The 26,693-nt window shown below is 63.9% G+C and carries 26 protein-coding genes, 1 tRNA gene and 1 other RNA gene; 15 read left to right on the forward strand and 13 right to left on the reverse strand.

Translation table 11 applies throughout. The features are described from left to right. Position 1 precedes the first annotated feature (1 nt). Positions 2-808, forward strand: coding sequence for a 2,5-didehydrogluconate reductase DkgB (gene dkgB, locus ACEN9T_RS12890; RefSeq protein WP_413707893.1), 807 nt, complete (start codon positions 2-4; stop codon positions 806-808). Positions 809-890: 82 nt separating this feature from the next. Here the strand turns inward: dkgB and ilvD (ACEN9T_RS12895) are convergent, their stop codons facing one another. The 5 genes from ilvD (ACEN9T_RS12895) to ACEN9T_RS12915 all read right to left on the reverse strand — a co-directional run bounded on the left by ilvD (ACEN9T_RS12895) (position 891) and on the right by ACEN9T_RS12915 (position 6,161). Beyond that, on the reverse strand, positions 891-2,750 hold the full coding sequence (ilvD, locus tag ACEN9T_RS12895) for a dihydroxy-acid dehydratase (protein WP_092972827.1): 1,860 nt from the start codon (positions 2,748-2,750) through the stop codon (positions 891-893). Positions 2,751-2,952: 202 nt separating this feature from the next. Next, positions 2,953-3,037 (reverse strand) — tRNA-Leu (locus tag ACEN9T_RS12900). 65 nt (positions 3,038-3,102) lie between these two features. After that, a complete protein-coding gene (locus ACEN9T_RS12905) occupies positions 3,103-3,987 on the reverse strand; it encodes an NAD(P)-dependent oxidoreductase (RefSeq protein ID WP_413707894.1) in 885 nt (294 codons plus the stop codon). Positions 3,988-4,008: 21 nt separating this feature from the next. Next, positions 4,009-5,178 carry an ABC transporter substrate-binding protein gene (locus ACEN9T_RS12910; protein WP_413707895.1) on the reverse strand — a complete coding sequence of 390 codons (1,170 nt, stop codon included), beginning with the start codon at positions 5,176-5,178 and terminating at the stop codon, positions 4,009-4,011. 41 nt (positions 5,179-5,219) lie between these two features. Further along, a complete protein-coding gene (locus ACEN9T_RS12915) occupies positions 5,220-6,161 on the reverse strand; it encodes a CysB family HTH-type transcriptional regulator (protein ID WP_413707896.1) in 942 nt (313 codons plus the stop codon). Between the two features lie 155 nt (positions 6,162-6,316). Here ACEN9T_RS12915 and ACEN9T_RS12920 point away from each other — a divergent pair, with 155 nt between their 5' ends. From ACEN9T_RS12920 to cobA, 7 genes are all read left to right on the forward strand, one after another. Continuing rightward, positions 6,317-7,090: a sulfite exporter TauE/SafE family protein gene (locus ACEN9T_RS12920; protein ID WP_092972835.1), complete on the forward strand. Its 774-nt coding sequence runs from the start codon at positions 6,317-6,319 to the stop codon at positions 7,088-7,090. A gap of 125 nt (positions 7,091-7,215) precedes the next feature. Next, positions 7,216-8,877: a nitrite/sulfite reductase gene (locus tag ACEN9T_RS12925; protein WP_413707897.1), complete on the forward strand. Its 1,662-nt coding sequence runs from the start codon at positions 7,216-7,218 to the stop codon at positions 8,875-8,877. An 18-nt stretch (positions 8,878-8,895) separates the two neighbouring features. Then, positions 8,896-9,444 (forward strand): DUF934 domain-containing protein, encoded by a 549-nt coding sequence (locus ACEN9T_RS12930; protein ID WP_092972839.1) that lies wholly within the window; start codon positions 8,896-8,898, stop codon positions 9,442-9,444. Then, on the forward strand, positions 9,441-10,268 hold the full coding sequence (locus ACEN9T_RS12935; RefSeq protein ID WP_092972841.1) for a phosphoadenylyl-sulfate reductase: 828 nt from the start codon (positions 9,441-9,443) through the stop codon (positions 10,266-10,268). The genes ACEN9T_RS12930 and ACEN9T_RS12935 overlap by 4 nt, the downstream gene beginning before the upstream one ends. 20 nt (positions 10,269-10,288) lie before the next feature. Further along, entirely contained in the window at positions 10,289-11,239 is a 951-nt protein-coding gene (gene cysD / locus ACEN9T_RS12940; RefSeq protein WP_092972844.1) for a sulfate adenylyltransferase subunit CysD, read from the forward strand. Between the two features lie 2 nt (positions 11,240-11,241). Continuing rightward, the gene (locus ACEN9T_RS12945; RefSeq protein WP_009241284.1) at positions 11,242-12,573 is read left to right on the forward strand and encodes a sulfate adenylyltransferase subunit 1; all 1,332 of its coding nucleotides are present in this window, start codon (positions 11,242-11,244) and stop codon (positions 12,571-12,573) included. 56 nt (positions 12,574-12,629) lie between these two features. Continuing rightward, positions 12,630-13,436 carry a uroporphyrinogen-III C-methyltransferase gene (cobA, locus tag ACEN9T_RS12950; RefSeq protein WP_413707898.1) on the forward strand — a complete coding sequence of 269 codons (807 nt, stop codon included), beginning with the start codon at positions 12,630-12,632 and terminating at the stop codon, positions 13,434-13,436. A 15-nt stretch (positions 13,437-13,451) separates the two neighbouring features. On the opposite strand, the gene ACEN9T_RS12955 is transcribed toward cobA, so the two are convergent. Next, positions 13,452-14,468, reverse strand: a complete 1,017-nt coding sequence (locus ACEN9T_RS12955; protein WP_413707899.1) for a zinc-dependent alcohol dehydrogenase family protein — start codon at positions 14,466-14,468, stop codon at positions 13,452-13,454. 128 nt (positions 14,469-14,596) lie between these two features. On the opposite strand from ACEN9T_RS12955, the gene ACEN9T_RS12960 reads away from it, so the two are divergent. After that, positions 14,597-15,493: a LysR family transcriptional regulator gene (locus ACEN9T_RS12960; RefSeq protein ID WP_413707900.1), complete on the forward strand. Its 897-nt coding sequence runs from the start codon at positions 14,597-14,599 to the stop codon at positions 15,491-15,493. A gap of 29 nt (positions 15,494-15,522) precedes the next feature. Beyond that, entirely contained in the window at positions 15,523-15,924 is a 402-nt protein-coding gene (locus ACEN9T_RS12965) for a 5-carboxymethyl-2-hydroxymuconate Delta-isomerase (protein ID WP_413707901.1), read from the forward strand. A 13-nt stretch (positions 15,925-15,937) separates the two neighbouring features. Here ACEN9T_RS12965 and ACEN9T_RS12970 read toward each other — a convergent pair whose 3' ends face one another. The 3 genes from ACEN9T_RS12970 to lptF are packed head-to-tail and all read right to left on the reverse strand — an operon-like array spanning position 15,938 to position 18,620. After that, on the reverse strand, positions 15,938-16,309 hold the full coding sequence (locus ACEN9T_RS12970; RefSeq protein WP_413707902.1) for a sirohydrochlorin chelatase: 372 nt from the start codon (positions 16,307-16,309) through the stop codon (positions 15,938-15,940). Then, complete coding sequence (gene lptG, locus ACEN9T_RS12975; protein WP_343618943.1) at positions 16,309-17,502, reverse strand: LPS export ABC transporter permease LptG; 1,194 nt, start codon at positions 17,500-17,502, stop codon at positions 16,309-16,311. Before lptG ends, ACEN9T_RS12970 begins: the two co-directional genes overlap by 1 nt. Then, a complete protein-coding gene (gene lptF, locus ACEN9T_RS12980) occupies positions 17,502-18,620 on the reverse strand; it encodes an LPS export ABC transporter permease LptF (RefSeq protein ID WP_413707903.1) in 1,119 nt (372 codons plus the stop codon). Before lptF ends, lptG begins: the two co-directional genes overlap by 1 nt. Before the next feature lie 114 nt (positions 18,621-18,734). Here lptF and ACEN9T_RS12985 point away from each other — a divergent pair, with 114 nt between their 5' ends. From ACEN9T_RS12985 to ACEN9T_RS12995, 3 genes are read left to right on the forward strand one after another with little or no spacing between them, the layout of a single operon-like run. Next, positions 18,735-20,243, forward strand: coding sequence for a leucyl aminopeptidase (locus ACEN9T_RS12985; RefSeq protein ID WP_092972861.1), 1,509 nt, complete (start codon positions 18,735-18,737; stop codon positions 20,241-20,243). Between the two features lie 24 nt (positions 20,244-20,267). Next, positions 20,268-20,696, forward strand: a complete 429-nt coding sequence (locus ACEN9T_RS12990) for a DNA polymerase III subunit chi (RefSeq protein ID WP_024975014.1) — start codon at positions 20,268-20,270, stop codon at positions 20,694-20,696. Then, positions 20,693-21,118, forward strand: coding sequence for a DUF2486 domain-containing protein (locus tag ACEN9T_RS12995; RefSeq protein WP_413707904.1), 426 nt, complete (start codon positions 20,693-20,695; stop codon positions 21,116-21,118). Before ACEN9T_RS12990 ends, ACEN9T_RS12995 begins: the two co-directional genes overlap by 4 nt. Positions 21,119-21,172: 54 nt before the next feature. Here the strand turns inward: ACEN9T_RS12995 and ilvD (ACEN9T_RS13000) are convergent, their stop codons facing one another. Then, positions 21,173-22,846 carry a dihydroxy-acid dehydratase gene (ilvD, locus tag ACEN9T_RS13000; protein ID WP_413707905.1) on the reverse strand — a complete coding sequence of 558 codons (1,674 nt, stop codon included), beginning with the start codon at positions 22,844-22,846 and terminating at the stop codon, positions 21,173-21,175. 128 nt (positions 22,847-22,974) lie between these two features. Between ilvD (ACEN9T_RS13000) and ACEN9T_RS13005 the strand changes: the two genes are divergently transcribed. Further along, the gene (locus ACEN9T_RS13005) at positions 22,975-23,919 is read left to right on the forward strand and encodes a LysR substrate-binding domain-containing protein (RefSeq protein ID WP_413707906.1); all 945 of its coding nucleotides are present in this window, start codon (positions 22,975-22,977) and stop codon (positions 23,917-23,919) included. A 14-nt stretch (positions 23,920-23,933) separates the two neighbouring features. Further along, positions 23,934-24,836: a prolipoprotein diacylglyceryl transferase gene (gene lgt, locus ACEN9T_RS13010; RefSeq protein ID WP_092972870.1), complete on the forward strand. Its 903-nt coding sequence runs from the start codon at positions 23,934-23,936 to the stop codon at positions 24,834-24,836. A 66-nt stretch (positions 24,837-24,902) separates the two neighbouring features. Here lgt and ACEN9T_RS13015 read toward each other — a convergent pair whose 3' ends face one another. From ACEN9T_RS13015 to ssrS, 3 genes are all read right to left on the reverse strand, one after another. Then, positions 24,903-25,604 carry an SIMPL domain-containing protein gene (locus ACEN9T_RS13015; protein ID WP_092972872.1) on the reverse strand — a complete coding sequence of 234 codons (702 nt, stop codon included), beginning with the start codon at positions 25,602-25,604 and terminating at the stop codon, positions 24,903-24,905. A 94-nt stretch (positions 25,605-25,698) separates the two neighbouring features. After that, the gene (locus tag ACEN9T_RS13020) at positions 25,699-26,169 is read right to left on the reverse strand and encodes an EVE domain-containing protein (RefSeq protein ID WP_413707907.1); all 471 of its coding nucleotides are present in this window, start codon (positions 26,167-26,169) and stop codon (positions 25,699-25,701) included. Between the two features lie 155 nt (positions 26,170-26,324). Beyond that, a non-coding RNA gene (gene ssrS, locus ACEN9T_RS13025) (6S RNA) lies at positions 26,325-26,544 on the reverse strand. Positions 26,545-26,693: the final 149 nt, after the last annotated feature.

Raw genomic sequence — 26,693 nt, forward strand, 5'->3', positions numbered from 1 at the left:
GATGAACAAGATCCCCGCTTTTGGCCTTGGTACGTTTCGCCTGAAGGGTCAGGTTGTCATCGACTCGGTCCGCAATGGCCTCGAACTCGGCTACCGCGCAATCGATACTGCCCAAATCTATGGCAATGAAGCCGAGGTGGGCGAGGCAAGTGCCGGCTCCGGCGTGCGCCGTGAAGACCTGTTTTTGACTACCAAGATCTGGGTCGACAACTACGCCAAAGGCAAGCTCGCGGCGAGTCTTGAAGACAGCCTCGCCAAGCTGCGCACCGATTACGTCGACCTCACGCTGATCCACTGGCCTGCGCCCAACAACGGCGTGTCGCTCGAGGAATTCATGACCGCGCTGGCCGAAGCGAAGGCCCGGGGTTTGACGCGCGAGATCGGCGTCTCGAACTTCAACATCGCGCTGACGCAACAGGCGATGGCGGTGGTTGGCAAAGACGCCATCGCCACCAACCAGATCGAGCTGAGCCCGTATCTGCAGAACCGCAAGCTCGTCGATTTCCTGCAGCGCGAGGGCATTCACGTCACGTCGTACATGACGCTCGCATACGGCAAGGTGCTGGGCGATCCGGTGATCGGCGCGATTGCACGGCGGCACGAGGCAACGCCGGCGCAGGTGGCGCTGGCCTGGGCGATGCAGCTCGGCTATTCGGTGATCCCGTCGTCGACCAAGCGGGAAAACCTTGCGAGCAACCTGCGCGCGCGAATGCTGCAACTGACGGCCGACGACATGGCGCAGATTGCCGCGCTCGAGCGCAACGGCCGCGAGGTTTCGCCTGACGGGCTCGCGCCGCAGTGGGATTGAGCATCGCGCCACCGACGCAATAGAAAAAGCCGCTCCGAAGAGCGGCTTTTTTGCATCAGTCGGGCGCATGGCCCGCGGTGCCTCAGTCGTCCAGTTGCGACAGGTCGCGCACCGCGCCCTTGTCTGCCGACATGACCAACTTGGCGTATGCCTTGAGTGCGGCCGACACCTTGCGCGGACGCGGCTGCGCGGGCTTCCAGCCCTTGGCGTTCTGCTCTTCGCGACGGCGTGCGAGTTCTTCGTCCGACACCAGCACGTTGATCGTGCGGTTGGGGATGTCGATGCGGATTTTGTCGCCGTTGCGCACCAGGCCAATCGCGCCGCCTGCGGCCGCTTCCGGCGAGCAGTGACCGATCGACAAGCCCGAGGTGCCGCCCGAGAAGCGGCCGTCCGTCAGCAGGGCACAGGCTTTGCCCAGGCCTTTGGACTTGATGTAGCTCGTCGGGTACAGCATTTCCTGCATGCCAGGGCCGCCCTTCGGGCCTTCGTAGCGCACAACCACCACGTCGCCGGCCTTGACCTTGTCGGCGAGGATGTTCTCGACCGCTTCGTCCTGCGATTCCGTCACGTGTGCCGTGCCTTCGAACACGAGGATGCTTTCGTCCACGCCGGCGGTCTTCACCACGCAGCCGTCCAGCGCGATGTTGCCCCTCAGGACGGCCAGGCCGCCTTCCTTCGAGAACGCATGCTCGTTCGAGCGGATGCAGCCCTCGGCGCGATCCAGATCCAGGCTCGGCCAGCGCGAGTTCTGGCTGAACGCGACCTGCGTCGGGATACCAGCCGGGCCGGCACGATAGAACGTCTGCACGGCTTCGTCCGATGTGCGGACGATGTCCCACTGGTCCAGCGCATCCTTCATCGTGGGCGCGTGCACGGTGGGGGCGTCCGTGTGCAGCTTGCCGGCGCGGTCCAGTTCACCCAGGATCGCCATGATGCCGCCAGCGCGGTGCACGTCTTCGATGTGGTACTTGTTCGTGTTCGGCGCAACCTTGCACAGCTGCGGCACGACGCGTGAAAGGCGGTCGATGTCCGCCATCGTGAAGTCGATCTCGGCTTCCTGTGCGATGGCCAGCAGGTGCAGGATCGTGTTGGTCGATCCGCCCATCGCGATGTCGAGCGTCATCGCGTTCTCAAAAGCCTTGAAACCAACCGAGCGCGGCAGCACGCGTTCGTCGTCCTGTTCGTAGTATTGGCGGGCCAGTTCAACGATGCGGTGGCCGGCGCGCTTGAAGAGCTGTTCGCGGTCTGCGTGCGTAGCGACCACGGTGCCGTTGCCGGGCAGCGACAGGCCGAGCGCCTCGGTCAGGCAGTTCATCGAGTTGGCCGTGAACATGCCAGAGCACGAACCGCAGGTCGGGCACGCAGAGCGTTCGACTTCGGCCACTTCCTCGTCGGAATACTTGCTGTCGGCCGCGATCACCATCGCGTCGATCAGGTCGAGCTTCTTGATCTCGATGGCCTTGGTAACGGGGTTGGCCAGGCGCGTCTTGCCCGCTTCCATCGGGCCGCCCGAGACGAAGATCACCGGAATGTTCAGGCGCATGGCGGCCATCAGCATGCCCGGGGTGATCTTGTCGCAGTTCGAGATGCACACCATGGCGTCGGCGCAGTGCGCGTTGACCATGTATTCGACCGAGTCGGCAATGATGTCGCGGCTGGGCAGCGAATACAGCATGCCGTCGTGGCCCATGGCGATGCCGTCATCCACGGCAATCGTGTTGAATTCCTTGGCAACCCCGCCCGCGGCTTCGATCTCGCGCGCGACGAGCTGGCCCAGGTCTTTCAGGTGCACGTGGCCGGGCACGAACTGGGTGAACGAGTTGACCACCGCGATGATCGGCTTCTGGAAGTCTTCATCTTTCATGCCGGTGGCGCGCCAGAGCGAGCGCGCCCCCGCCATGTTGCGGCCGGCGGTGGAGGTTTTGGAGCGGTATGCGGGCATTGTGCGTACTGAAGAAGGTTCGAAATGGGGAGCGGGCCACGCGGATACAGGCCCTCATGCCCGTGCGATCAACCTCTTGAGCCGCGCCCGGGGCAAAACCCGCATTATCCCACGCCAGGCGAGGCGTGTTGCCGGCTGCCGTCGGGTTGGCGAGTGCCCAATGAAAAAGCCGCTTCTGCGTGAACAGAAGCGGCTTGAATCCTGGTGCCCGAGGCCGGAATCGAACCGGCACGCCTTGCGGCGGGGGATTTTGAGTCCCCTGCGTCTACCAATTTCACCACTCGGGCAGGTGCTGATGAGCCGGCAATTATGCCAGAAGTCCGGCCATCCGAACAAGGCGGCCAGGCAATGCTCAATCCGCGTGCTGATTGTTCTGCTGCTCCAGCACGCGCAGCAGGGACGCCGTATCGTCATACCCCCAGCCATTGGCGACCAGCGTATTGAGCTGTGAAGCCACCAGCTCCATCGCCGGCATCTGCAGGCCGAGTTCCTGGGCGATCTCGCGCACAAGGCCGAAATCCTTGTCGTGCAGGCGCGCTTCAATACCTGCGGCAAAGTTGCGCTCGGCCATCTTGGGCCCTTCCAGGTCGAGCATGCGGCTGCCGGCAAAGCCCGGGCCGATGGCGGCCAGCACGCGCGACGGGTCGGTGCCTTGAGCACGTGCAAACAGCATGGCTTCGGCAATGCCCTGGATATTGATGACCTGCACGATCTGGTTGCACGCCTTGGCGACCTGCCCGGCACCGTGATGGCCGACGTGTGTGATGGTGGTGCCCAGCAGTTGCAGCAGCGGGCGCACGCGTTCCAGCACCTCGGCCTTGCCGCCCACCATGATCGACAGCGTGGCCTTTTGGGCGCCTGCGGTACCGCCGGAGACCGGCGCATCCAGAAACTCCAGGCCCGCCGCTTCCAGCTCGGCGGCCATGCGGCGCGTGGCCACGGCGGAGATCGTGCTGTGGTCGATGCACACCGCGCCGCGTGGTGCGCCATGGACGACGCCGTCCGGCCCCAGCAGCACGCCCTCCACATCGGCCGTGGAGGTGACGTTGGTGAAAATGACTTCGGCGTCGCGTGCAGCCTCGGCGGGGGTGCTGCAAGGCTCTGCGCCGATGGCGCGGGCGTTGTTGGCGGCCTCCGGACGGCGCACATAGGCGCGCACGGTGTGTCCGGCGGCAATCAGGTGCTGGACCATCGGCGTGCCCATGTTGCCGAGGCCGATGAAGGCGATACGTGTCATGGCAGATTTGTGCGTGTTTGATTAGCGCGGGCCAGCGTAAGCAAAGCGGCCGTTCTTGATGATGCCCATCACGCGCGAGCGTTGGTCGAAGCCTTGGTGATCCTGGGCATTCAGGTTCAGCACGCCGTTGGGCACAGTCAGATCGCGCGTGGTTTCCAGCGCGTCGCGCAGGGCGGCGCGGAAAGCGGGCGTGCCAGGCTTGGCGCCGGTCTTGAGGGCGCGGGCCGTGGCGTTGTCGAGCAGCTGCCACGCGCCCCACGCGTCGCCCGCAAATTGCGTGACGGTGTTGGGGCCATACTTGGCTTCATAGCGATCGGCAAATTCCACGGCTACTTTGCGCACCGGATGGCTGGCCGGCAGCTCGCGCGCCACCACCACGGGGCCGGTCGGGAAGAGGGTGCCTTCGACGTCCTTGCCGCCCACCTTCAGGAATTCCGTGCTGGCGATCCCGTGCGTCTGATAGATGCGGCCCTTGTAGCCGCGCTCGACCAGCGTGCGTTGGGGCAACGCGGCCGGGGTGCCGGCCCCGGCAATCAGGATGGCGTCGGGCTTGGCAGCCATCAACTTGAGAATCTGGCCGGTCACGCTGGTATCTGTGCGCGCAAAGCGCTCGTTGGCGACCACCTTCAGCTTGCGTACGTCTGCCAGTTTCGAGAATTCACGCCACCAGCTTTCTCCATACGCATCGGTAAACCCGATAAAGCCGACGGTGTGCACGCCGTTGTCTGCCATGTGCTGCGTGACGAGCGTGGCCATCTGCGAATCGTTCTGCGGCATCTTGAAGGCCCAGCGGCGCTTGGCGTCCTGCGGCTCGACGATGGAAGCGGAGGCAGCCAGCGTGATCATCGGCGTTTGGCCTTCGGCCACCGCATCAAGGGATGCCAGCGCCGTCGGCACGATCGTCGGACCGACGATCACGTCCACCTTGTCTTCGGCGATCAGCTTGCGCACGTCGCGCACCGCCATCGACGGGTCGGATGCGTCGTCCAGCACGATGACCTGCGCGCGCTGGCCGCCGATGGTCGCCGGCCACATCTGCACGGTGTTCTTGCTGGGAATGCCGATGGCCGCGGCGGGGCCGGTGGTCGACAGCACCACGCCCACGCGGATGTCGGCTTGGGCGGGCAGGGCAAGTGCAGCAGCGCTGGCAAAGAGGGCCATGCCGCACAGCAGGCGACGTCGGGTCGTCATGAAATCTCCGGGAGGTTCGAGTGTTGCAGATTGCTGGCGGATCAAAGCTCGTACGCTTCGTGATCGCCGGACATGAGTTGTTCGACCAGCTTGCGCGTGAGCGTCGGCGCAAACAGTTCGATGAAGGTGTAGACGAAGCCGCGCAAATACGCGCCTTGTTTGACGCCGAGGTGCGTGACGTTGGTGCCGAAGAGGTGTCCGGCGGGAATCGCCCGCAGGTTGCGGTCGCGCTCGGCGTCAAAGGCGACGCCCGCCACGATGCCCACGCCCAGCCCAACTTCTACGTAGGTCTTGATGACGTCTGCGTCGATGGCTTCGAGCACGATGTCGGGCTTGATCTGACGCAGCTCGAAGGCGTGGTCGATCTTGGGCCGGCCTGCAAAGTGGTGGTCGTACGTGATGAGCGGGTAACCCTTCAGGTCTTCCAGCGTCAGGTGCTGGCGCGCCAGCAGCGGGTGATCAGGCGGCGTCACCACCACATGCTGCCACTGGTAGCCCGGGATCGAGATCAGATCCTTCACGTGCGACATGCCTTCGGTCGCGATGGCGATGTCCGCTTGGTCGTGCAGCACCATCTCGGCAATCTGCGCGGGCGTGCCCTGCTGAATGGAAAGGCGCACCTTGGGGTATTTGCGCGTGAACTCCGCAATCGCCTTGGGCAGCGCGTAGCGCGCCTGCGTATGCGTGGTGGCGATGGTGAAGTTGCCCTGATCCTGCGCGGCGTAGTCTTTGCCGACCCGCTTGAGGGTTTCGACCTCTTCCAGCACGCGCTCGACCGACGCCAGGATGCGCCGACCCGGCTCCGTGAGACCCCGGATGCGCTTGCCGTGCCGGGTGAAGATATCGACACCCAGCTCCTCTTCCAGCTCGATGATGGCTTTTGAAACGCCTGGTTGTGATGTATAGAGCGCTTTCGCGGCCTCTGTCAGGTTGAATTTCTGCCGCACGGCTTCGCGCACGAAGCGAAATTGGTGAAGGTTCATGGCTGCGCGGTCGATAAAGAAGAACGAGTGCGAACTGAACGCTACTTATAACCGACGCCATATAAACAAACAATTTTTTATTGGTTTGGGATATGAGGCCAGTTCATTACGATGCTCGAACTTCGTGATAACACGCCCTCACTGTCTCCCGCGCCATGACGCTCGCCTATACGGTTTCCGGTTTGCTGGTCGGCCTGTTGGTCGGCCTGACGGGCGTTGGCGGCGGCTCGCTGATGACTCCGTTGTTGACGCTGATGTTCGGTTTTTCGCCAGCGACTGCTGTGGGTACGGACTTGGCATTTGCGTCGCTCACCAAGGGCGTTGGGACGATCGCGCATCGCAGCCACGGTCATATTCGCTGGGACATCGTCAAGCGCCTCTGCCTGGGCAGCCTGCCTGCGGCACTGGTGACCGTGATCGTGCTGAAGAACGCCGGCAACCTCGACGCTGAATGGATGCACCTGATTCGCCTGACGATTGGCGTGTCCGTGATCCTGACCGTGATTTCGCTGTTGTTCCGCCAGCGCGTGCTGGGCTGGCTGGCTCGCAACCCGCGCTATCGCCTGCAGGGCGCCGGGCTGGCAGTGGCCACCATTGTGGTTGGCGCGGTGCTGGGCGTGCTGGTAACGGTGTCGTCCATTGGCGCAGGTGCGGTGGGCGCGACGCTCATCCTGATCCTGTATCCCGAGTTGAAGAGCGCCGAAGTGGCCGGCACCGACATTGCCTATGCCGTGCCGCTGACCGCCGTGGCGGGTCTGGGCCATATGTATCTGGGCACGATCGACTGGAACCTGCTCGTGTCGCTGCTGGTGGGCTCCATCCCGGGTATCTGGCTTGGCGCGCGCCTGTCCAAGAATCTGCCGGAACGTCTGGTGCGCGGCGCGCTTGCTGCCACGCTGACGATCACGGCCATCAAGCTGGTGTCGTGATGCGTGATCTCATGCCGGCCCTGCTTGATTGTGGCTGCTGTCGCTGAGCCGGCAGCAGCACCATAACGAAACGCTTTCCCCCAATTGAATCGCACGCCGGCCCAGCCGGATTGGACTGAACAGTCATGTACCAATACGACGCTTACGATCACCGCCTCGTCGCCGACCGCGTCGCGCAATTCCGCGACCAGGTACGCCGCCGCATTTCGGGCGAACTGACGGAAGAAGAGTTTCTGCCGCTGCGTCTGCAGAATGGTCTGTACTACCAGCGTCACGCTTACATGCTGCGCGTGGCGATTCCGTATGGCCACCTGCGCGCCAAGCAACTGCGCATGCTCAGCCACATCGCCGCCGAGCACGATCGCGGCTACGGCCACTTCAGCACGCGCCAGAACATCCAGTACAACTGGATCGAGCTGGAACAGGTGCCCGACATCCTGGCCAAGCTGGCCTCGGTGGAAATGCACGCCATCCAGACCTCGGGCAACTGCATCCGCAACATCACGACCGACCAGTTTGCCGGCGTGGCGCCCGACGAGGTGATCGATGCGCGCCCGCTGGCGGAAATCCTGCGCCAATGGTCGACGTTCATCCCCGAATTCGCGTTCCTGCCGCGCAAGTTCAAGATTGCCGTGTCGGCCTCGCGCGAAGACCGCGCCGTAACGCAACTGCACGACATCGGCGTCTACGCCTATGAGAAGGACGGCCAGACGCTGCTTCGCATCCTGGCTGGCGGCGGCATGGGGCGCACGCCGATTCTGGGCGCGATCATCAAGGAAGACCTGCCGTGGCAGCACATGCTGTCGTACATCGAGGCCGCCGTGCGTGTGTACAACCGCTACGGCCGTCGCGACAACAAGTACAAGGCGCGCATCAAGATTCTCGTGAAGGCCATCGGCGCGGAAGAATTCGCCCGCCAGGTGGAAGAAGAGTGGCAGCACATCAAGGACGGTCCGTCGACCATCACGCAGGCCGAATTCGACCGCGTGGCGCAGTTCTTCGCGCCGCCTGCGTATGAAAAGCTGGCCGACACCGATGCCACCTATGAAAAGGCGCTGCTGGAGAACAAGGCGTTCGCCCGCTGGGTGAGCCGCAATGTGCATCCGCACCGTGTGCCGGGCTACGCCGCAGTCACGCTGTCGCTCAAGCCGGGCGTGGCGCTGCCTCCGGGCGACGCGACGGCCGAGCAGATGGCGCTGGTGGCGGATTGGTCCGAGCGCTTTGGCTTTGGCGAGCTGCGTGTCGCGCACGAGCAGAACCTGATCCTGCCGGACGTGAAGAAACACGATCTGTTCGCGCTGTGGCAACTGGCCAAAGAGCACGGCATGGCCACCGCCAACATCGGCCTGCTGACCGACATCATTGCGTGCCCGGGCGGCGATTTCTGCTCGCTGGCGAACGCCAAGTCGATTCCCATCGCGCAGGCAATTCAAGCGCGTTTCGACGACCTCGACTTCGTTCACGACCTGGGCGAGCTGTCGCTCAACATCTCGGGTTGCATCAACTCGTGCGGGCATCACCACGTCGGCAACATCGGCATCCTGGGTGTCGATAAACACGACGAAGAGTGGTACCAGGTGTCGCTGGGCGGCGCGCAGGGCAACGATTCGGCGATCGGCAAGATCATCGGGCCGTCGTTCAAGGCTGAAGAAATGCCCGACGTGATCGAGCGCATCATCGACACCTTCGTCGCCAACCGCACGGAAGACGAACTGTTCATCGACACCTATCACCGCATCGGCATGGCTCCGTTCAAGGAACGCGTCTACGCCCGTGAAGAAGCCTGACCGCCGAGGGAAATGAACATGAGCAAGATCATCAAGCTGCAAAACGGTGCCCCGCAAATCGTGGCTGACGAATGGACCGTGCTGCGCACGCCGGAAGGCGGCGAACTGACGCAAGCCGATGTGGATGCCGCCGCGCACGCCATCGTGCCGCTGGCCTATTGGCAAGCCAACCGCGACACGCTGCTCGGCCGCGCCCGCGCTGGCACGCTGGCCGTCTGGCTCGCTCCCGACGACGAGCCGTTTGTGCTGGAGACTGACCTGCCGAACCTGTCGCTGGTGGCGGTGGATTTCCCGGTATTCCGCGATGGCCGTGGCTACAGCACCGCGTTCCTGCTGCGCCAACGCCTGGGCTTTACGCGTGAGTTGCGCGCTATCGGCGACGTGCTGCGCGATCAGCTCGACTTCATGCGCCGCTGCGGTTTCGATGCCTACGCCGTGCGCGCGGACAAGAACATCGACGACGCGTTGAATGGCTTTGGCGAGATCAGCGTGCGCTACCAGGGCGCCATCGACGAGCCGCGTCCGCTGTTCCGCCGCGAGCGCACAACCGAGGCGAATGCAGCATGAGCGACACCCAAGACATCGCCGTGTCCGAAGTGCCGGTGTCCGCAATCGGGCGCCCGGTGCTGTGGACGCGCCCCGTCTACACCGGCACGGCTGAAGCCCTGGCTGCGAAGGAAGGCGCGCTGTTCGAGCGCCTGGCCGAGATTGCCGCCAAGCACGGCGTGGCAAAGTTCGCCACCAGCCTGGCCGCCGAAGACATGGTCGTGACCGATGCGATCCTGCGCAGCCCCGAGGCCGTGCGGGCGCACCTGCCGATCTTCACGCTGCAGACCGGCCGGCTGCACGCCGAAACGCTGGCGATGCTTGATCGCATTCGCGCGCACTACGGTTATGCGATCGAGCAGTACGCACCGGATGCCCGCGCAGTGGAAGCCTACGTGCGTGACCACGGCCTCAACGCGTTTTACGACAGCATCGAACTGCGCAAGGCCTGCTGCAACATCCGCAAGGTGGTGCCGCTGAATCGCGCGCTCAAAGACGCCGACGCGTGGCTTACGGGCCAGCGCCGCGAGCAGGCCGTCACCCGTGCCGACCTGCCGTTTGCCGAAGACGACGACGCCCGCGGCATCGCCAAGTACAACCCGCTGTTCGACTGGTCCGAGGCGGAAGTCTGGGCGTACCTCGAGCAGCACAACGTGCCCACCAACGCGCTGCACGACAAAGGCTATCCCAGCATCGGCTGCGAGCCTTGCACGCGCGCGGTGCGTGCCGGTGAAGACGTACGCGCCGGCCGCTGGTGGTGGGAATCCCGCGACAGCAAGGAATGCGGTCTGCATGCGGCAAATGCGGTGACAAATTCGGCGACGAATCTGTCGCAAAAGAATTGAGCGAGAGCTAAGGAAGAATCATGGGAGTGATGAGCGAGATCCCCGGCACGGCCCTGACGCCTGTGCAGAACGAACACCTCGACTGGCTGGAAGCCGAGTCTATCTACATCATCCGTGAGGTGGTGGCCGAATGCCGTAACCCGGCGCTGCTGTTCTCGGGCGGCAAGGATTCGATCGTCATGCTGCATCTGGCGCTCAAGGCATTCCGCCTGGGCAATCGCAAGATCGATCTGCCGTTCCCGCTGGTGCACATCGACACGGGTCACAACTACCCGGAAGTGATCACCTTCCGCGACGAGCAGGTTGCCAAGCTGGGTGCGCGTCTGGTGGTCGGGCATGTGGAAGATTCCATCAAGCGCGGCACGGTGCGCCTGCGCAAGGAAACCGACTCGCGCAACGCCGCCCAGGCCGTCACGCTGCTGGAAACGATCGAATCGCACGGCTTCGACGCCCTGATGGGCGGCGCCCGTCGGGATGAAGAAAAGGCCCGCGCGAAGGAACGCATCTTCTCGTTCCGCGACGAGTTCGGCCAGTGGGATCCGAAGGCCCAGCGCCCGGAACTCTGGAGCCTGTACAACGCCCGTATGGCGCAGGGCGAGCAGATGCGCGTATTCCCGATCTCCAACTGGACGGAACTCGACGTGTGGCAGTACATCGCCCGCGAGAACCTGGCCCTGCCGCCGATCTACTACGCGCATCAACGTGAAGTTGTGCGCAAGAACGGCCTGCTGGTGCCCGTCACGCCGATCACGCCCAAGGCAGACGGCGACGTGAGCGAAGTCCTGTCGGTGCGCTTCCGCACCGTGGGCGACATCAGCTGCACATGCCCGGTGGCGAGCACCGCCGCCACGCCGACCGAGATCATCGCCGAGACGGCCATTACCGAAATTACCGAACGCGGCGCCACGCGCATGGACGACCAGACGAGCGAAGCCTCGATGGAAAAGCGCAAGAAGGAAGGGTATTTCTGATCATGACGACGAATTCGACGCACCCAGCGACGCATCCTGCATCGCACCAAGGCCTGCTGCGCTTCATCACCGCCGGTTCCGTTGACGACGGCAAGAGCACGCTGATCGGCCGTCTGCTGTACGACAGCAAGGCCGTGCTGACCGACCAGTTGCAAGCGCTGGCCAACGCCAAGAACAAACGCACTGCCGGCGAGCAGATTGACTTCTCGCTGCTGACCGACGGCCTGGAAGCCGAGCGCGAGCAGGGCATCACGATCGATGTGGCGTACCGCTATTTTTCGACCGCGCGCCGCAAGTTCATCATTGCGGATACGCCGGGCCACGAGCAGTACACGCGCAACATGGTGACCGGCGCCTCGACCGCGCACGCCGCCATCATCCTGATCGATGCCACGCGTGTGACGACCGTCGACGGCAAGACGGAGCTGCTGGCCCAGACCAAGCGCCATTCGGCCATCGTGAAGCTGCTGGAACTGCAGCACGTGATCGTGGCCATCAACAAGATGGACCTGGTCGACTACAGCGAAGCGCGCTTCAACGAAATCCGTACCGCCTACGATGCACTGGCCGCACAACTCGGCTTGCGCGACGTGCGCTACGTGCCGGTGTCTGCGCTGCGCGGCGACAACATCGTTCACGCGTCCGAAGCCATGCCGTGGTACCAAGGCGAGCCGCTGCTGGCGTTGCTGGAAGACTTGAAGGTGGAAGAGACCGCCCCTGCGGGCGACGATGCGCTGCGCTTCCCCGTGCAGCTCGTGGCGCGCCAGGATGGCTCGCAGGCCGACGATTTCCGCGGCTACATGGGCCGTGTGGAAGCCGGCACGGTGCGCGTCGGCCAAGCCGTGCGCGTGTTGCCAGCTAACCGCGAAACCACGGTGGCCGAAGTGCTGACGCCCAATGGCGCCGCTGATTCTGCCGGCCCCGGCGAGACCATCACCGTGCGCCTGGCCGACGACGTGGATATTTCGCGCGGCGACACGATCGTCGCAGCCCCGACGACTGCCGCCAACGCCGCAAAGAAGCTGCATGCCGACCTGTGCTGGTTCGACGAACACGAACTGAACCCGGCCCGGAAATACGTGCTCAAGCACACCACGGCTACCGTGTTCGCACGCGTGTCGGATGTGGAGCGCGTGCTGGACGTGCATACGCTCTCGCACGAAACCGGCCGTAAGCAGATCGCGCTCAACGATATCGGTACGGTCAATATCAGCCTGCAGAAGCCCATCGTCTGCGATGCGTATGGCGATAACCCGGCCACCGGCGCGTTCATCCTGGTGGACGAAGCCACGCACCATACGGTGGCGGCTGGCATGATCCGTGCGTTTTCCTAGCGTGAATAGGGCGCGGTAAGTTGCGCCCACAAGGAAAAAGCAAAGGAACCTAGGCAATGGAAGCGAAGACCCCCAAAACACTCGGCCACGTGAGCCTGATTGGTGCGGGCCCCGGCGCCGCTGACCTCATCACGGTGCGCGGTGCACGATTGTTGGGCGAAGCCGAGGTCGTGCTGCATGACGCATTGGTCTCGCCGGAGGTCTTCCAGTACTGCCCGCAAGCTGTGCTGATTGCAGTCGGCAAGCGCTGCGGCAAGCGCTCAACCGCGCAGCGCTTCATCAATCGCCAGCTCGTCGATCTGGCCACCAAGTATCAGCGCGTGGTGCGCCTGAAGGGCGGCGATCCGATGCTGTTCGGCCGTGCCGACGAGGAACTGCAGGCGCTCGAGCAAGCTGGCATCGACTACGAAATCGTTCCGGGCATTACGGCGGCGCTGGCAGCCGCTTCCGCGATCCGTCAGCCGTTGACCAAGCGCGGTGCCGCCCGCAGCGTCGCGTTTGTTACGCAAGCCAAGGCTGCCGATCCGGACACGCCGCAACCCGAAGGCGTCTTGCCGGAACCTGTTGCGCAGGCGGATTCGCTCGTCTACTACATGGGCCGCGATCAAGCTGCCTCCATCGCTGCGGACCTGATTGCCCGTGGCCGCGCGCCGTCGACACCCGCCTGGGTGGTCGAGGCTGCCACCACGCCCGAGCAGCGCTCAGCCTGCTTCACCCTGCAGCAGATGGCCGATGGCGCCGCCGCAGCGTGGATCAACCCAGAGCATCCGAGCCTGCTGATGATCGGTGATGCATTTGCCGTGCGTGCGTCGGCTGCGGCCTCGGAAATTCTGGCTGGCGAGCCGCATATCCTGGCCGCCTGAGGATTTCAGCCTGCGTCAGAACGCAAGCGCAATCTTCCCGAACACCTTCCCAGCTTGCAGGGCCCTGAAGGCCTGGGGCGAGTCCTGCCATGGCAGTACCTGATCGACGATCGGATGCAGGCCGCGCAACGCCACCGCCTGGTTCATCGCTTCAAATGACGCGCGTGGCCCCACCGATGCTGGCCGGATCACCGCCTTGCGCGCGAAGATCTCCAACGGAGAGATGCCGCCCTCGCGTCCAGCGAGGTAGCCGACAAGGTGAATCTGTCCTCCAATCCGCAACGCCTTCAGCGAGCGTTGCAGCGTGCCGCCACCGCCCACCTCGATGACGTGATCGACGCCCCGGCCTTCCGTGCGAGCCAAGACCGCTTCATGCCATTCGGGCGTCGTTCGATAGTTGATCGTGTCGGACTCAGGCACGCCCAGACCTCGGACGCGGTCCAGCTTGGCGTCGCTGCTGGATAGGACGATGGGCCGTGCGCCGGCCATCAGCGCGAATTGCACGGCGAACATCGACACGCCGCCCGTGCCCTGCACAAGCACGGTTTCGCCGGGCTGCAGGCTGCCTGCCTCGATCAGGCAATGCCAGGCGGTGACACCCGCGCAGGGTAACGTGGCCGCTTCCGCGTCGCTCAGGTGCGCAGGAACGATCACCGCGCCACCTGCATCCAGCCGCATGGTGTCGGCCAGCCAGCCGTCGATGGGGCCGCCGAGCATGCGGCGTGTGTCGGCGTTGCGGAAGTCGCCGGCGTCCCAGCGCTGCCAGAACGTGCCAGCCACGCGGTCCCCCGGGTGTACTCGCGTGATCTGTTCACCCACAGCCACCACCTCTCCAACCCCATCCGAAAGCGGAATCAGCGGTAACGGAAAGCGCGTGAAGAAGGTGCCGCAGACGATTTCGAGATCGCGGTAGTTGAGCGATGCAGCGCGCGTACGCACGATGATCTCGTGGGGGGCAGGCATCGGATCGTCCCGCTCGATGGGGCGCAGGGTATCGATGCCGTAACCGTCGGTCAGAGCCAGTGCTTTCATGGATTCCTCTTGGCAGGAGTGTTTGGGGGAGGGGCGCATCAGGTGCGTCTGGCATGACTTTGGCGCATGTCATAAGATGAATCAAATTCAATTTGTTCAGAAAAAACATAACTAATAGGAATGTCGACATGCTCGAAGAAATGCGTACCTTTGTGCTGTTGGCGCAGACGGGCTCGATCGCGCGCGTAGCGGAGCGTCTGCCGCTCACGCAACCGGCCGTCACCAAGCAGATTCAGCGGCTCGAACGCGCGCTTGATACCGTGCTTTTCGACCGTCGCGTCAAACCATTCCGCCTGACGGCCGAGGGCGAGGCAGTGCTTGCCCGGTGCCGCATCATCGTCGGCGAGTTCGAAGCGCTGCGCGGTAGCGTGCGTACATCGGGTGAACCGGAAGGTGTGCTGCGTGTTGGGGTAAGCCACGCCGTGGGCGACGTGCGATTCGCGCGCGTGCTGTCGGGTCTGCGGGAGCGTTACCCGGCGGTGTCGTTTCGCTTGAGCTGTGAGTGGGGCGGCGTCCTGCGTGAGCGTCTGCAGCGCGCCGAGCTGGACGCTGCGCTGTGGTTGGCCCCTTCGGGGGCCGCCGGTCATCGCTCGGATGGCGGTATCCGCGTGATCGGCGCCGAGCCGGTCGTCCTGATTGCTGCGCCGTCGCGCAAGCTCCCGGCCGCGTTGTCGATGGCGCAGGTCCGGGACGAAGCCTGGGTGCTGAATCCGGCCGGTTGCGAAATGCGTGCGTGGTTGCTCGGCCGCTACGAGGCAGACCGGCTGACGCCGAACGTGGCTGCCGAGGTGCAATCGGTGCCGTTGCAGCATGCGCTGGTGGCGGAGGGCTTCGGACTAGGCTTCGCGCCGTCGCGGCTCATTGGCCCGCAGATTGACGAAGGGTCGCTCTCGGCCCACAAGCTGGCAGCAGCGCCCGCTCTTTGGGATGTTTGTGTGCACCGGGCGCCGTCGCTTGGCCGGCTGGGGCGCGTGGTGGATTCGCTCGAATCGGCGTTGTGCACTGAAGCCGCGGTGGCGCGTTAATCACCTAATGTTCTTTTCAGGCGCCTGCGATGCCGCACGTCATCATCGAATACACAGCCAACGTCGAAGCCGACGCGCGCATCCCGGAGCTGATGCGCGCGCTCAACGACGTGCTGATCTGCAACGCCGCCGTGTTTCCCATCGGTGGCATCCGCACGCGCGCGCTGCGGCTAGACCAATACCGCATGGCGGACGGCAGTGCGGACGACGCCTTCATCCACGTGACGTTGAGGATCAAGGCAGGGCGGCCCAAAAACGTGACGGGGCCCGTCTGTGCGGCTATGTTCGCCGCCATGCGCGCGCATCTGGCTGACGTGCTTGCGCGTCGTTATCTTGGATTGACGCTGGAATTGGTGGAGTTTGCTACGCATGGTTTTCACGTCGAGAACAACGTGCATGCGCGCTTCACGCGCGCGGCAGAGCCGCAGTGAGGCGATGTCCGGCTTAGCCGAGTTGGCGGACGCAGTAACCCGCGATGGCGTCGAGCACGGCGTCGTCTTCGCCAACAGCATCTGCGCAACGGATGGAGAGGGAGGGATGAGCTTGCGCGCATTGCGCGACCAATGCAGGCAGATCGCGCCGCAGGTGGCCGCCTTGCCCAAAGAACACCGGCACGATGGTGACACTCCGCATGCCGTTTGCGGCCAGGTCAGCGATGGTGCCCGGCAGATCGGGAGCCATCAGTTCGAGAAAGGCTAGGCGCGTGTCAACGTCAGGCTGCTGGGTAGCCAAACGCGCGCGCAGGCGGTCGAATGGTTCACGCCAGCGGGCATCGCGTGCGCCGTGTGCAAACAGAACGAGCGCCCGGTCGGCCATCAGTGGCGCTCCACCCAACGCAGGCTGACCAACGCCAGTGCCAAATACAACGCGCCCGGCACGATGGCCGTGAAAATGGCCGGCCACGTGTTCAGCAGGCCGACGTGCGAGAAGAGGTTGTTCACCAACTGGAACGACAACCCCAGCATGATGCCGCCGAATACCTTCAGGCCAACCGCCCCCGCCCGTGCATGCAGATACGCAAAAGGCAGGGCCAGCGCCATCATCACCAGCACAGTGAATGGATAGACCACTTTCTTCCACAGCGCGATCTCGTAGCGCTGCGTGTCCTGCTTGTTGTCGCGCAGATGGCGGATGTACTGGAAGAGGTCCAGCGTGGCCATGCGGTCGGGAGTGACCATCAGCACCGACAGGATCTGCGGCGTGAGCTCAGAGCGCATCTCCTGCTGCGGCAGTTTGATCTGCTCGCCGCGGAAGTCGGGCGCCAACGCATCGGGTGCGCCGGGCACGGCCTGCACGGTGTCTTGCGGGGCGACGGTTCCTGGCTTGCGCGGGAATTCAATGAAGCGCGTTTCCGTCACGCCGTTCAGTTGCCAGTTCTGGTGGCCCTGGTAGCGCGCCTGCTCCGCCACGCGGATCGAACTCAGGCGGTAGTCCGAATCGAATTCATAGATGCGCAGGCCCTTGATGGACTGGTCCGGCTGCAGCGCGCCGACGTTGACAAAGCGGGTGACTTCGCCGCCCGTGCCGTCGGGCTTGGCGGGGCCGCGATCCTTGACCCACACGCCCGAGCGGAAGCCGGCCGACACCGTCGCGCCCAGCGCTTCCAGCCGTACTTTCTGTGCGTACTCTTCGGCCTTCGGCCCGATGAATTCACCGAAGATGTACGTGACCAGCGCCAGCGGCAGCGCAATCTTGAACAGCGACATCAGCGCTCGGCGCGTATCGAGCCCGGCCACGCGAAAGATCGTGAACTCCGACTGGCTCGCCATCTGCGAGAACACATAGATGGCGCTGATAAGCGCCGCCACCGGAATCACTTCATACACACGCGTCGGCGCCTGCAGCATCACGTGGAAGAACGCGATGAGCGTGGTGTAGCGTCCGACTACCGAGCCCAGTTCGCCCAGCATGTCGAAGAAGATAAACAGCGCCAGCACCGCAAACAGGATGAAGACGAACACGCCGTAGATCTGGCGTGCGAAGTATTTCTCGTAGACCGGCATCTTCATCATGCCCCCGCCTTCTTGGGCGCGAAGCCGAGCAGGGCGGAAATCCCCTTCAGGCCGGCCGCGCTGTAATGGCGGAAGCGGAACAGCAACACCGCGCAAATGAAGGCGACAAGGTGGATCGGCCACCAGGCCATGAACACATTCATCTTGCCCTGCGAGACCCACGCCTGCGACAGGTTCAGCAGGTTGGAGTACGTCAGGTAGATCAGCACCGCGAAGATCATCGGTGTGTAGCGGCCCAGGCGCGGGTTGACGTAGGCCAGCGGAATGGCGATCAGCACGAAGTTCAACGCCAGCAGCGGCAGGCCGATTCGCCAGACCAATTCGCCAAGGTTCTCGGGCGTCGGGTTGGCGAGCAGATCTTTCGTGGAGCGGCTCTTGGTTGGTAGGCTGGCATCTGCCTGCGGCGGCTTGTTAGCCACCTTCACGCCGTATTTGTCGAATTCGACGATGCGGTAGTCGAGCTTGCCGGGCGTGCCTTCATAGCGGCGGCCCTTGTCGAGCACGACAAAGCGGTCGCCGTTTGGCATGGTCTTGAATTCGCCGGTCTTGGCCATCGCCACGCCGATCTTGTCCTGCTCGGCATTGGCGACGAACAGGTTGCGGGCGTGCTTCATGCCGTTATCGACGCCCTCGATAAAGAGGACGTAGCTGCCATGCGCGGGCTCGATGAAGCGGCCGGCTGAGATCATTGACAGCACATCGCGCTGCTCGAAGCGGTCTCGGAACAGCGCGCTCTGCTGGTTGGCCCACGGCCAGCCGAACAGCGCCAGCAGCGCCACCAGCACGATGAACGGCAGCGAGAAGCGCAGCACCGGGCGGATGAAATCCGTCAGGCTGATGCCGGAGGTGAACCACACCACCATCTCGGAATCCTTGTACCAGCGCGTCAGCACCAGCAAGACCGAGATGAAGAGTGTGGCGCACAGCAGAATCGCCAGGTAGCCCAGCGTTGCCAGGCCGATGAGGAGCAGGACGTCGTTCGGGTTCGCTTCGCCGTTGGCGGCCATGCCGAGAATGCGGATCACCAGGGTGGTCAGCATGAACGTCAGCAGCACGAGAAAGACGGCGCCGGCGGTGAATGACAGCTCGCGTCGCAGGGCTTGTTCAAAAATCATGCGGATGCGGGATGGGAGGGCGAGGTCATGGCCGGCGTGCGTTCCACCGGAGCCCCTGCGCAAAATGGCGGATAATGTGGGCTTTCGTTGACTCGCCTCATAGAGAGAAGCGCGATGGAATTTAGCACAAAAGCCCTGGACTGGGCCAAAGCGGGCGCCCTGGCCGCCAAGAGCGATTGCCTCGTGATCGGTCTGTTCGAGTCGCAGACCCTGGCGGGCGCCGCAAAGGCGTTGGACGCGGCCACCAAGGGCCTGGTCGCTCGCCTCGTCAAGCTGGGCGACTTTGAAGGCAAGCGCGGCACGTCGTTGCTGCTGCACGAAGTGGCTGGCGTGGGCGCTGCCCGCGTGCTGCTGGTCGGTCTGGGCAAGGAAGCCGATTTCACCGACCGCGCCTACGCCGAAGCCGTGCGCACCGCACTGCGCGCGCTGGCCAGCACCAAGGCCGCCAGCGTGACGTGGACGCTCACCGAGCACACCGCGCGCGACAAGGACACCGCTTGGGCCGTCCTGACCGCCGTCACGCTCATCCGCGAAGCCAGCTACCGCTTCATCGAACGTCACCCGGAACTCAAGAGCAAGCGCGACAAAAACGGTACGAGCCTGCGCAAGGTCGTTCTGGCCGCGCCGGCAGCCGATGCCAAGGCGGCCGCCGTGGCCGCAGCGCGCGGCACTGCCATCGCCAACGGCATGGACCTCACGCGCGATCTGGGCAATCTGCCGTCCAACATCTGCACGCCGACGTACCTGGCCAACACCGCACGCCAGATCGCCAAGGACTTCAAGCTCAAGGTGGAAGTGCTTGGCCGCAAGCAGATCGAAGCCTTGAAGATGGGCGCCTTCCTGGCCGTGACAAAGGGCAGCGTGGAGCCGCCAGCCTTCATCGTGCTGCGCTACGAGGGCGGCCCGGCAAAGCAGGCCCCGGTCGTACTGGTCGGCAAGGGCATCACGTTTGATACGGGTGGCATCTCGCTCAAGCCGGGTGAGGGCATGGACGAGATGAAGTACGACATGTGCGGCGCCGCTTCGGTGCTGGGCACGCTGCGTGCTGTGGCCGAAATGGGCCTCAAGCAGAACGTCATCGCCGTGGTGCCGACCTGCGAGAACATGCCTAGCGGTGTCGCCACCAAGCCGGGCGACGTGGTGACCAGCATGTCGGGCCAGACCATCGAAATCCTGAATACCGACGCCGAAGGCCGCCTGATTCTGTGCGATGCGCTCACTTACGTGGAACGCTTCAAGCCTGCGGTGGTGATCGACGTGGCAACGCTCACGGGCGCCTGCATCATTGCGCTCGGTCACATCAATACCGGCATGTACGCCCGTAGCGATGCGCTGGCGGGCGCGCTGGTGGCGGCCGGCAAGCAATCGCTCGATACCGCGTGGCGCATGCCGCTGGATGAGGAATACCAGGAGCAGCTCAAGTCCAACTTTGCCGACATGGGCAACATCGGTGGCCGTCCGGCCGGCAGCGTGACGGCAGCCTGTTTCCTGGCGCGCTTTACCGAAAAGTACGACTGGGCCCACCTGGACATCGCCGGCACCGCCTGGAAGAGCGGCGCGGCTAAGGGAGCCACGGGCCGCCCGGTGCCGCTGCTGACGCGCTTCCTGATGGACCGCGGTTGATTGGTGGCAGAGGCAAAGCACCGTATGACTCGCGTCGACTTTCACAGCAACGTGCCCGGCAAGCTGGCGTATGCCTGCCGGCTGGTGCGCAAGGCCTACGGCGCGGGCCAGAAAGTGATCGTGGTCGGAGATCAAGCTGCGCTGCAAGCGTTCGACACGCAATTGTGGACGTTCAGTCAGCTCGATTTCCTGCCGCATTGCGGCCTGCGGCATCCGCTGGCTGCGCAGACGCCCATCCTGCTGGCAGATGCATCCGAGCCGCTGGACGACGCGCCACATCACGACATTCTGGTCAATCTGTCGCCTGAACCGCCGGCGCTGTTCGCACGCTTTAGCCGGTTGATCGAGATCGTTGGCGATGACGATGCCGATCGCGCAGCAGCGCGCGATCGCTTCCGCTTCTACCGCGATCGCGGCTATCCGATCCAACATCACGACGTGGGGCGCGCATGACCGACGGACGCTATCCCGGGTCCCACGCGGACAACAACATCCCCGTTCTGACGGAGATTGTCGAACTGGAGGATGTGGCGCCTACGGCCGCGCCTGCCGCGCCGCCGCACGCCCCAACTGAAGCCCCCAATGTGGACGTTCCGCCCGCACTGCGTGAGCAAGGCCTTGCACCCACCTCGGCCATGCCTCCCGCAGGCACCGATGCCGCCCGCGTGATGGGCGACGTGATGTGGCGTTTCCAGTCCGAATGGCCGGCGTTGATCGAAGCGCAGTGCCGCGCAGCCATGGAATCGCGCCTCTCGCTGCTAAGCGAACAGCTTGCCGCTGACCTGACCCGCACGCTGGAGGCCCGCCTGATGGATTGGCTGGGCGCGGCGCTGGACGATGCGCTCGCCGCGCAGCAGAAGCCGCCGCAGCGCTGATCGCACAAAGAAAAACCCGCCGTCTGGCGGGTTTTTTGTTGGTGTTGCCCGAACTCAGTCCGTTACGGCGCCCTTGCTGGCCGTGGCTGCCAGTTTCGCAAACTTCGCCAGCACGCCACGGGTATAACGCGGCGCGGGTTGCTTCCACGCCGCGCGGCGGCGGGCGAGTTCATCATCGGGCACGTTCAACTGCAGCAGGCGCCGGTGCGCATCGATGGTGATCGAATCGCCTTCGTGCACCAAGCCGATCGTGCCGCCCACGTACGCTTCCGGCGCGACGTGGCCGACCACCATGCCCCACGTGCCGCCCGAGAAGCGTCCGTCGGTAATAAAGCCAACCGATTCGCCCAGGCCCTTGCCGATGATGGCTGAGGTCGGGGCCAGCATCTCCGGCATGCCGGGGCCGCCCTTCGGCCCCAGATAGCGCAGCACGAGGATATCGCCGGCCTTGATCTGGTCGCTCAGGATCGCGCTCATCGCGCTTTGCTCATCGTCGAACACGCGCGCCGGGCCCGTGATGACGGGGTTCTTCAGGCCGGTGATCTTCGCCACGGCGCCTTCCTCGGCCAAGTTGCCTTTCAGGATGGCGAGGTGGCCTTCTTTGTAGAGAGCCTTGTCGATCGGCAGGATCACGTTCTGATCAGCGCGCGGTTGGTCAGGAACGTGCGCGAGTTCTTCTGCCAGCGTCTTGCCCGTGATGGTGATGCAATCGCCATGCAGCAGGCCTGCGTTGAGCAGCAGCTTCATCACTTGCGGAATGCCGCCGGCCTCGTGCAGGTCGGTCGCCACGTATTGGCCCGACGGCTTGAGATTGCAGATGACGGGCACGCGCTGGCGCACCCGCTCGAAGTCATCGATCGTCCATTCCACCTCCGCCGCGTGGGCGATGGCCAGGTAGTGCAACACGGCGTTGGTGGAGCCGCCGGTGGCCATGATCACGGCTACGGCGTTCTCGATGGATTTGCGCGTGATGATGTCGCGCGGCTTCAGGTCGCGGCGCACGGCTTCGACCAGGACGCGCGCGGATTCGGCTGCGCTGTCGACCTTCTCCTGATCGGGATTGGCCATCGTCGATGAATACAGCAGCGACATGCCCAGCGCTTCAAACGATGAACTCATCGTGTTGGCCGTGTACATGCCGCCGCACGAACCGCTCGAGGGGCAGGCGTTTTTCTCGATGCCCTCGAAGTCTTCTTCGCTCATGCGGCCTGCGGTGAATTCGCCCACGGCCTCGAACGACGAGACGATGGTCAGGTCCTTGCCCTTCCAGTGCCCCGGCTTGATGGTCCCGCCGTACACGTAGATGCCCGGCACATTCGTGCGGGCCAGGGCGATCATGCCGCCGGGCATGTTCTTGTCGCAGCCGCCGATGACGACGACGCCATCCATCCATTGGCCGTTGACGCAGGTTTCGATGCAGTCAGCAATCACTTCGCGCGAGATCAGCGAAAACTTCATGCCCTCCGTGCCCATCGACATGCCATCGGAAATGGTGGGCGTGCCGAAGATCTGCGGATTCGCGCGAGCGTCCTCTATCGCAGCCACGGCGGCATCGGCCAGCTTCTGCAGGCCCGAGTTGCACGGCGTGATGGTCGAATGGCCGTTGGCCACGCCGATCATTGGATTGTTGAAGTCGTCTTTTGTGTAGCCCAGCGCGTAGTACATCGAGCGATTGGGCGAGCGCGCCACACCCTGTGTGATGTGTTGCGAACGCTTGTTGTCTGGCATGGGGGTCTCCGTGGGGTCGGCACTATCGTTGTAGTCAACAGCCTGGCGCCCAGCATGCGCTTGGAGAAATGGCGCGTCAAATATATTATTGAGCGATTATTGAGTCGAAAAATATATCAATTGCCGATATGGATCTGCGCCAGCTTCGCTACTTTGTGACCGTTGCCGAGGAGTTGCATTTCGGGCGCGCCGCCGAGCGTCTTTCGATGACGCAGCCGCCGCTGTCGCAGCAGATTCGCGCGCTGGAAGACGAACTGGGCGTCACGCTGTTCCATCGCACACAGCGCTCTGTGGCGCTGACGGCCGTCGGCGCGCGCTGGCTGGTCGAGGTGCGGCGTGTGCTTGCTGAGGCGAACGCGCTGCCTGGCCTCGCGCAGCGGCTGGCGCGCGGGGAGGTGGGCTCGCTGTCGCTGTCCTTTGTCAGCACCGCCGACTACGGCATCCTGCCCGCCTTGCTCCGACACTTTCGCGATGCGCGCCCCGATGTGCAGCTTCTGCTGCGCGAGGCCACGAGCGATGTGCAAATCGAAGCGCTCCTGGCCGGCGATGTGGATGCCGGCGTCGTGATTGCGCATCATGCGGGCTCGGTGCCTGGAGAGTTGGAATACCGCCCGCTGGTACGCGAGCGCCTTGTGCTGGCGGCGCCCACATCGCGCGCGGCGCAATGGAGGGTGGCACCCGGCCAGCCGATTGCGCTGGCGGACGCCGCGGCCGAACCGCTGATCATTTTCCCGCGTCGGTCCGCGCCTGCGCTGTATGACATCATTACCGGCTATCATGCCGCGCACGGTGGCTGGCCCCGAGAATCTGGGGCTGCCACGCGCATCGGCCAGGAAGCCATCCAGATGCAGACCATCGTCAGCCTGGTCTCCGCCGAGATGGGCGTCGCGCTGGTGCCGGCATCGCTATGCAACCTGCAGCGGACTGGCGTGGTCTATCTCGAACTCGCCGCGCCGAGCCCGATCATCGAGACCGGCCTGGTGTGGCGGCGCGATGCCGCTTCGCCGGTGCTCCCGTGGTTCGTGGCCAGTGCCGAAGCCGTCGCCAAGCTGCAAGAAGACAACCAAACCTGAAACCCGCAGGATTCATGCTCATCCATCCGCAATTCGATCCCGTCGCCCTGCATCTGGGGCCGCTCGCCATCCGCTGGTACGGCCTGATGTATCTGGCGGCGTTCATCATGTTCCTGTGGTTCGGCCGCCTGCGCACCCGCCAGCCGCACATCGCCGCCGAAGGCTGGACTGGCCGCGACCTCGACGACATGCTGTTTTACGGCGTGCTCGGTGTGATTCTCGGTGGGCGCCTGGGCTACGTGCTGTTCTACAAGCCAGATTGGTATTTCGCCCACCCGCTCGACATCTTCAAGGTATGGGAGGGCGGCATGGCTTTCCACGGCGGCTTCCTCGGCGTGGTCGTGGCGATGATGCTGTATGCGCGCATGCGCGGCCGCTCGTGGATGCAGGTGACCGATTTCATCGCGCCGATGGTGCCGTGTGGCCTCGCAGCGGGGCGCCTCGGCAACTTCATCAACGGCGAGCTGTGGGGCCGTGTGTCGTCGCCCAATCTGCCTTGGGCGATGATGTTCCCGCAGGCGCAGGGCGAAGACAGGGAGTGGCTGCTTTCGCATGCGCAAGAGGCCGTCACCAGCGGCGTACAGGCTGTGTTCGACCAGTACCACATGCTGCCGCGCCACCCCTCGCAGATCTACCAGTTCCTCGGCGAGGGTGTGCTGTTCTTCATCCTGCTGTGGCTATATGCGCGCAAGCCGCGGCCGATGGGCGCGGTGTCTGGGGCATTCCTGCTCGGCTATGGCGTGTTCCGCTTTGCTGCAGAATTTGCCCGCGAGCCGGACAACTTCCTCGGCCTGCTCGCAGCGAACCTGTCGATGGGGCAGTGGCTGTCGCTGCCGATGATCCTGATCGGCATCTCTATGCTGGTCTGGTCCTATCGTCGCGCAGGCAACGGTGCAAAAGACCAGGCACACGCCTGACGTTGCAACCGCGCAAAGAAAAAGCCACCGAAGTCCGGTGGCTTTTTTCATGGCGCGGCTCGCTACTTATTTCAGCATCTGCACGGCGCCGGAAACGGTCACTGTCACTTGAGCCTTGCCGCCCTCGATGGGCACCGGCGCCGAATCGTAAGATGCGGGAGCCGCTGCCATGCGCATCATCGGACGCGGGCCCGGGTTGTTGCTGCCCTCGCTCACATGCACGTCGCGGATCGTGTAGCTCGTGTAGCCGAACAGCTTGGTGGTCGTCAGTGCCTTGTCACGGAACGAATTCACGGCTTGATCGATCAGCTTGGCTTCGGCCGCCGTGCGCGCCTCGCGCGAGAGCGTGAAATTCACGTTCTGCACCTGCATCTGGTTGGCCAGTTGGCCCGCCAGCTTGGACGCCGCTGCAAAGTCCTTCGACGTGATGCGCACCTCCGCACGGCCGCGCCAGACGCTGATCTTGCCGTTGCGATCAGTGTTCGGATAAATGTTGAAACCGCCTGTTTCTGCCTGCACGCCGGATGTGCGCTTTGCCTGGTTGATCACCTCATCGGCCTTGCGCGACAGGGCCGTGGAGATCGCGCCCGGGTCCGCGCCTTCCTGTTCGGCGCCCAGGGTGAGCGTGACGGTGTCGGTCGGCACTTCGGCCACGGCCTGCGCATCCAGCGACAGTACGCCCGAATGATTCGTTTCAGGAGCGGCTTGTGCGAAAGCAGTCGTCATCATTGCAGTCCCCAAAATAGTTGCGGCCAGGACAGATTTCATCGTGTTCTCCCAAAAAAGCAATGTGATGCGTCTGACTGGTCGTTACGCGCATCGTTCATCACGTTTGTAACAATTCCCTGCCGATACCAACCATTCACTCAGGATCACGCATCAATTTAGTGGTGATGTAACGCCACTGCGCGGGCGTGACGGGCGTGATCGACAGGCGGTTGCCGCGTTGCAGCACCGTCATGTCGGTCAGCTGTTCCTGCGCACGCAACGTCGGCAGATCGATCAGCGGGCATTTGCGCACGAACTTCACGTCGACCAGCATCCAGCGCGGCGCTTCCGGCTTCGATGCGGGGTCGTGGTAATGGCTCTTGGCGTCGAACTGCGTGGGATCTGGATAGCTGGTCGAGCAGACTTCCGCCAGCCCCGCGATGCCGGGCTGCGGACAGGACGAGTGGTAGAACAGCACGCCGTCGCCGATGCGCATACGGTCGCGCATGAAGTTGCGTGCCTGATAGTTGCGAACGCCCGTCCAGGGCAAGGTGCCTTCGGCGTGCAGCGTATCGATGCTGGCCTCGTCGGGCTCGGACTTCATCAACCAGTACTGGGTGGCCATCGTGTGGGGCGCGCGGGCGACGTGCGGGGAAGTGACGGTGTGCGCAGCATAGCAACACGGCCGCGGCCTCGCCATTGGCGGTGCGGCAATGACGGGTGTATGGAGGATAGACAAAGAAAAAGGCGGTAGCGCACATGTGCACTACCGCCTTTTGTTGGGTCCCCACCTTGGCCGCTAGACCCGCATCCTGAACCCAAGTGAGGTTCAGAGTGGCAGCGGAAGCCGCATTTCGGGTACATCACCGGCGCAGGGAGCCCACGACTTGCGTCGCACGCTATGCACTGGAAGACGCGCTCGCCCACACGGCATATCCCGCACCAAGCAATGCTTATCGGTTCAAGGAATTAATGGCCATGGCGAACCAGGCAGGGAAACTGTCAGACGCATCATCACGCTGTGTTTTGAGCGCATGGCGATGCGTCTGAAAGATTCATCGCAGGCAACCGTTTTTCTCTACTCTGTAGTCGCTAAAGCCTTATGTTGTAAGGGTTTGCGGGAGATCGCGGCAGCCATTGGGTCACACT

The organism is Ralstonia sp. Ralssp110 (genome assembly GCF_047325135.1).
GTDB lineage: Bacteria > Pseudomonadota > Gammaproteobacteria > Burkholderiales > Burkholderiaceae > Ralstonia > Ralstonia mojiangensis.

Excerpts from the sequence above, each read along its gene's own strand:
- dkgB (WP_413707893.1), top strand. The coding sequence starts at position 2 with ATGAACAAGATCCCCGCTTTTGGCCTTGGTACGTTTCGCCTGAAGGGT.
- ilvD (WP_092972827.1), bottom strand. The coding sequence starts at position 2,750 with ATGCCCGCATACCGCTCCAAAACCTCCACCGCCGGCCGCAACATGGCG.
- ACEN9T_RS12905 (WP_413707894.1), bottom strand. The coding sequence starts at position 3,987 with ATGACACGTATCGCCTTCATCGGCCTCGGCAACATGGGCACGCCGATG.
- ACEN9T_RS12910 (WP_413707895.1), bottom strand. The coding sequence starts at position 5,178 with ATGACGACCCGACGTCGCCTGCTGTGCGGCATGGCCCTCTTTGCCAGC.
- ACEN9T_RS12915 (WP_413707896.1), bottom strand. The coding sequence starts at position 6,161 with ATGAACCTTCACCAATTTCGCTTCGTGCGCGAAGCCGTGCGGCAGAAA.
- ACEN9T_RS12920 (WP_092972835.1), top strand. The coding sequence starts at position 6,317 with ATGACGCTCGCCTATACGGTTTCCGGTTTGCTGGTCGGCCTGTTGGTC.
- ACEN9T_RS12925 (WP_413707897.1), top strand. The coding sequence starts at position 7,216 with ATGTACCAATACGACGCTTACGATCACCGCCTCGTCGCCGACCGCGTC.
- ACEN9T_RS12930 (WP_092972839.1), top strand. The coding sequence starts at position 8,896 with ATGAGCAAGATCATCAAGCTGCAAAACGGTGCCCCGCAAATCGTGGCT.
- ACEN9T_RS12935 (WP_092972841.1), top strand. The coding sequence starts at position 9,441 with ATGAGCGACACCCAAGACATCGCCGTGTCCGAAGTGCCGGTGTCCGCA.
- cysD (WP_092972844.1), top strand. The coding sequence starts at position 10,289 with ATGGGAGTGATGAGCGAGATCCCCGGCACGGCCCTGACGCCTGTGCAG.
- ACEN9T_RS12945 (WP_009241284.1), top strand. The coding sequence starts at position 11,242 with ATGACGACGAATTCGACGCACCCAGCGACGCATCCTGCATCGCACCAA.
- cobA (WP_413707898.1), top strand. The coding sequence starts at position 12,630 with ATGGAAGCGAAGACCCCCAAAACACTCGGCCACGTGAGCCTGATTGGT.
- ACEN9T_RS12955 (WP_413707899.1), bottom strand. The coding sequence starts at position 14,468 with ATGAAAGCACTGGCTCTGACCGACGGTTACGGCATCGATACCCTGCGC.
- ACEN9T_RS12960 (WP_413707900.1), top strand. The coding sequence starts at position 14,597 with ATGCTCGAAGAAATGCGTACCTTTGTGCTGTTGGCGCAGACGGGCTCG.
- ACEN9T_RS12965 (WP_413707901.1), top strand. The coding sequence starts at position 15,523 with ATGCCGCACGTCATCATCGAATACACAGCCAACGTCGAAGCCGACGCG.
- ACEN9T_RS12970 (WP_413707902.1), bottom strand. The coding sequence starts at position 16,309 with ATGGCCGACCGGGCGCTCGTTCTGTTTGCACACGGCGCACGCGATGCC.
- lptG (WP_343618943.1), bottom strand. The coding sequence starts at position 17,502 with ATGAAGATGCCGGTCTACGAGAAATACTTCGCACGCCAGATCTACGGC.
- lptF (WP_413707903.1), bottom strand. The coding sequence starts at position 18,620 with ATGATTTTTGAACAAGCCCTGCGACGCGAGCTGTCATTCACCGCCGGC.
- ACEN9T_RS12985 (WP_092972861.1), top strand. The coding sequence starts at position 18,735 with ATGGAATTTAGCACAAAAGCCCTGGACTGGGCCAAAGCGGGCGCCCTG.
- ACEN9T_RS12990 (WP_024975014.1), top strand. The coding sequence starts at position 20,268 with ATGACTCGCGTCGACTTTCACAGCAACGTGCCCGGCAAGCTGGCGTAT.
- ACEN9T_RS12995 (WP_413707904.1), top strand. The coding sequence starts at position 20,693 with ATGACCGACGGACGCTATCCCGGGTCCCACGCGGACAACAACATCCCC.
- ilvD (WP_413707905.1), bottom strand. The coding sequence starts at position 22,846 with ATGCCAGACAACAAGCGTTCGCAACACATCACACAGGGTGTGGCGCGC.
- ACEN9T_RS13005 (WP_413707906.1), top strand. The coding sequence starts at position 22,975 with ATGGATCTGCGCCAGCTTCGCTACTTTGTGACCGTTGCCGAGGAGTTG.
- lgt (WP_092972870.1), top strand. The coding sequence starts at position 23,934 with ATGCTCATCCATCCGCAATTCGATCCCGTCGCCCTGCATCTGGGGCCG.
- ACEN9T_RS13015 (WP_092972872.1), bottom strand. The coding sequence starts at position 25,604 with ATGAAATCTGTCCTGGCCGCAACTATTTTGGGGACTGCAATGATGACG.
- ACEN9T_RS13020 (WP_413707907.1), bottom strand. The coding sequence starts at position 26,169 with ATGGCCACCCAGTACTGGTTGATGAAGTCCGAGCCCGACGAGGCCAGC.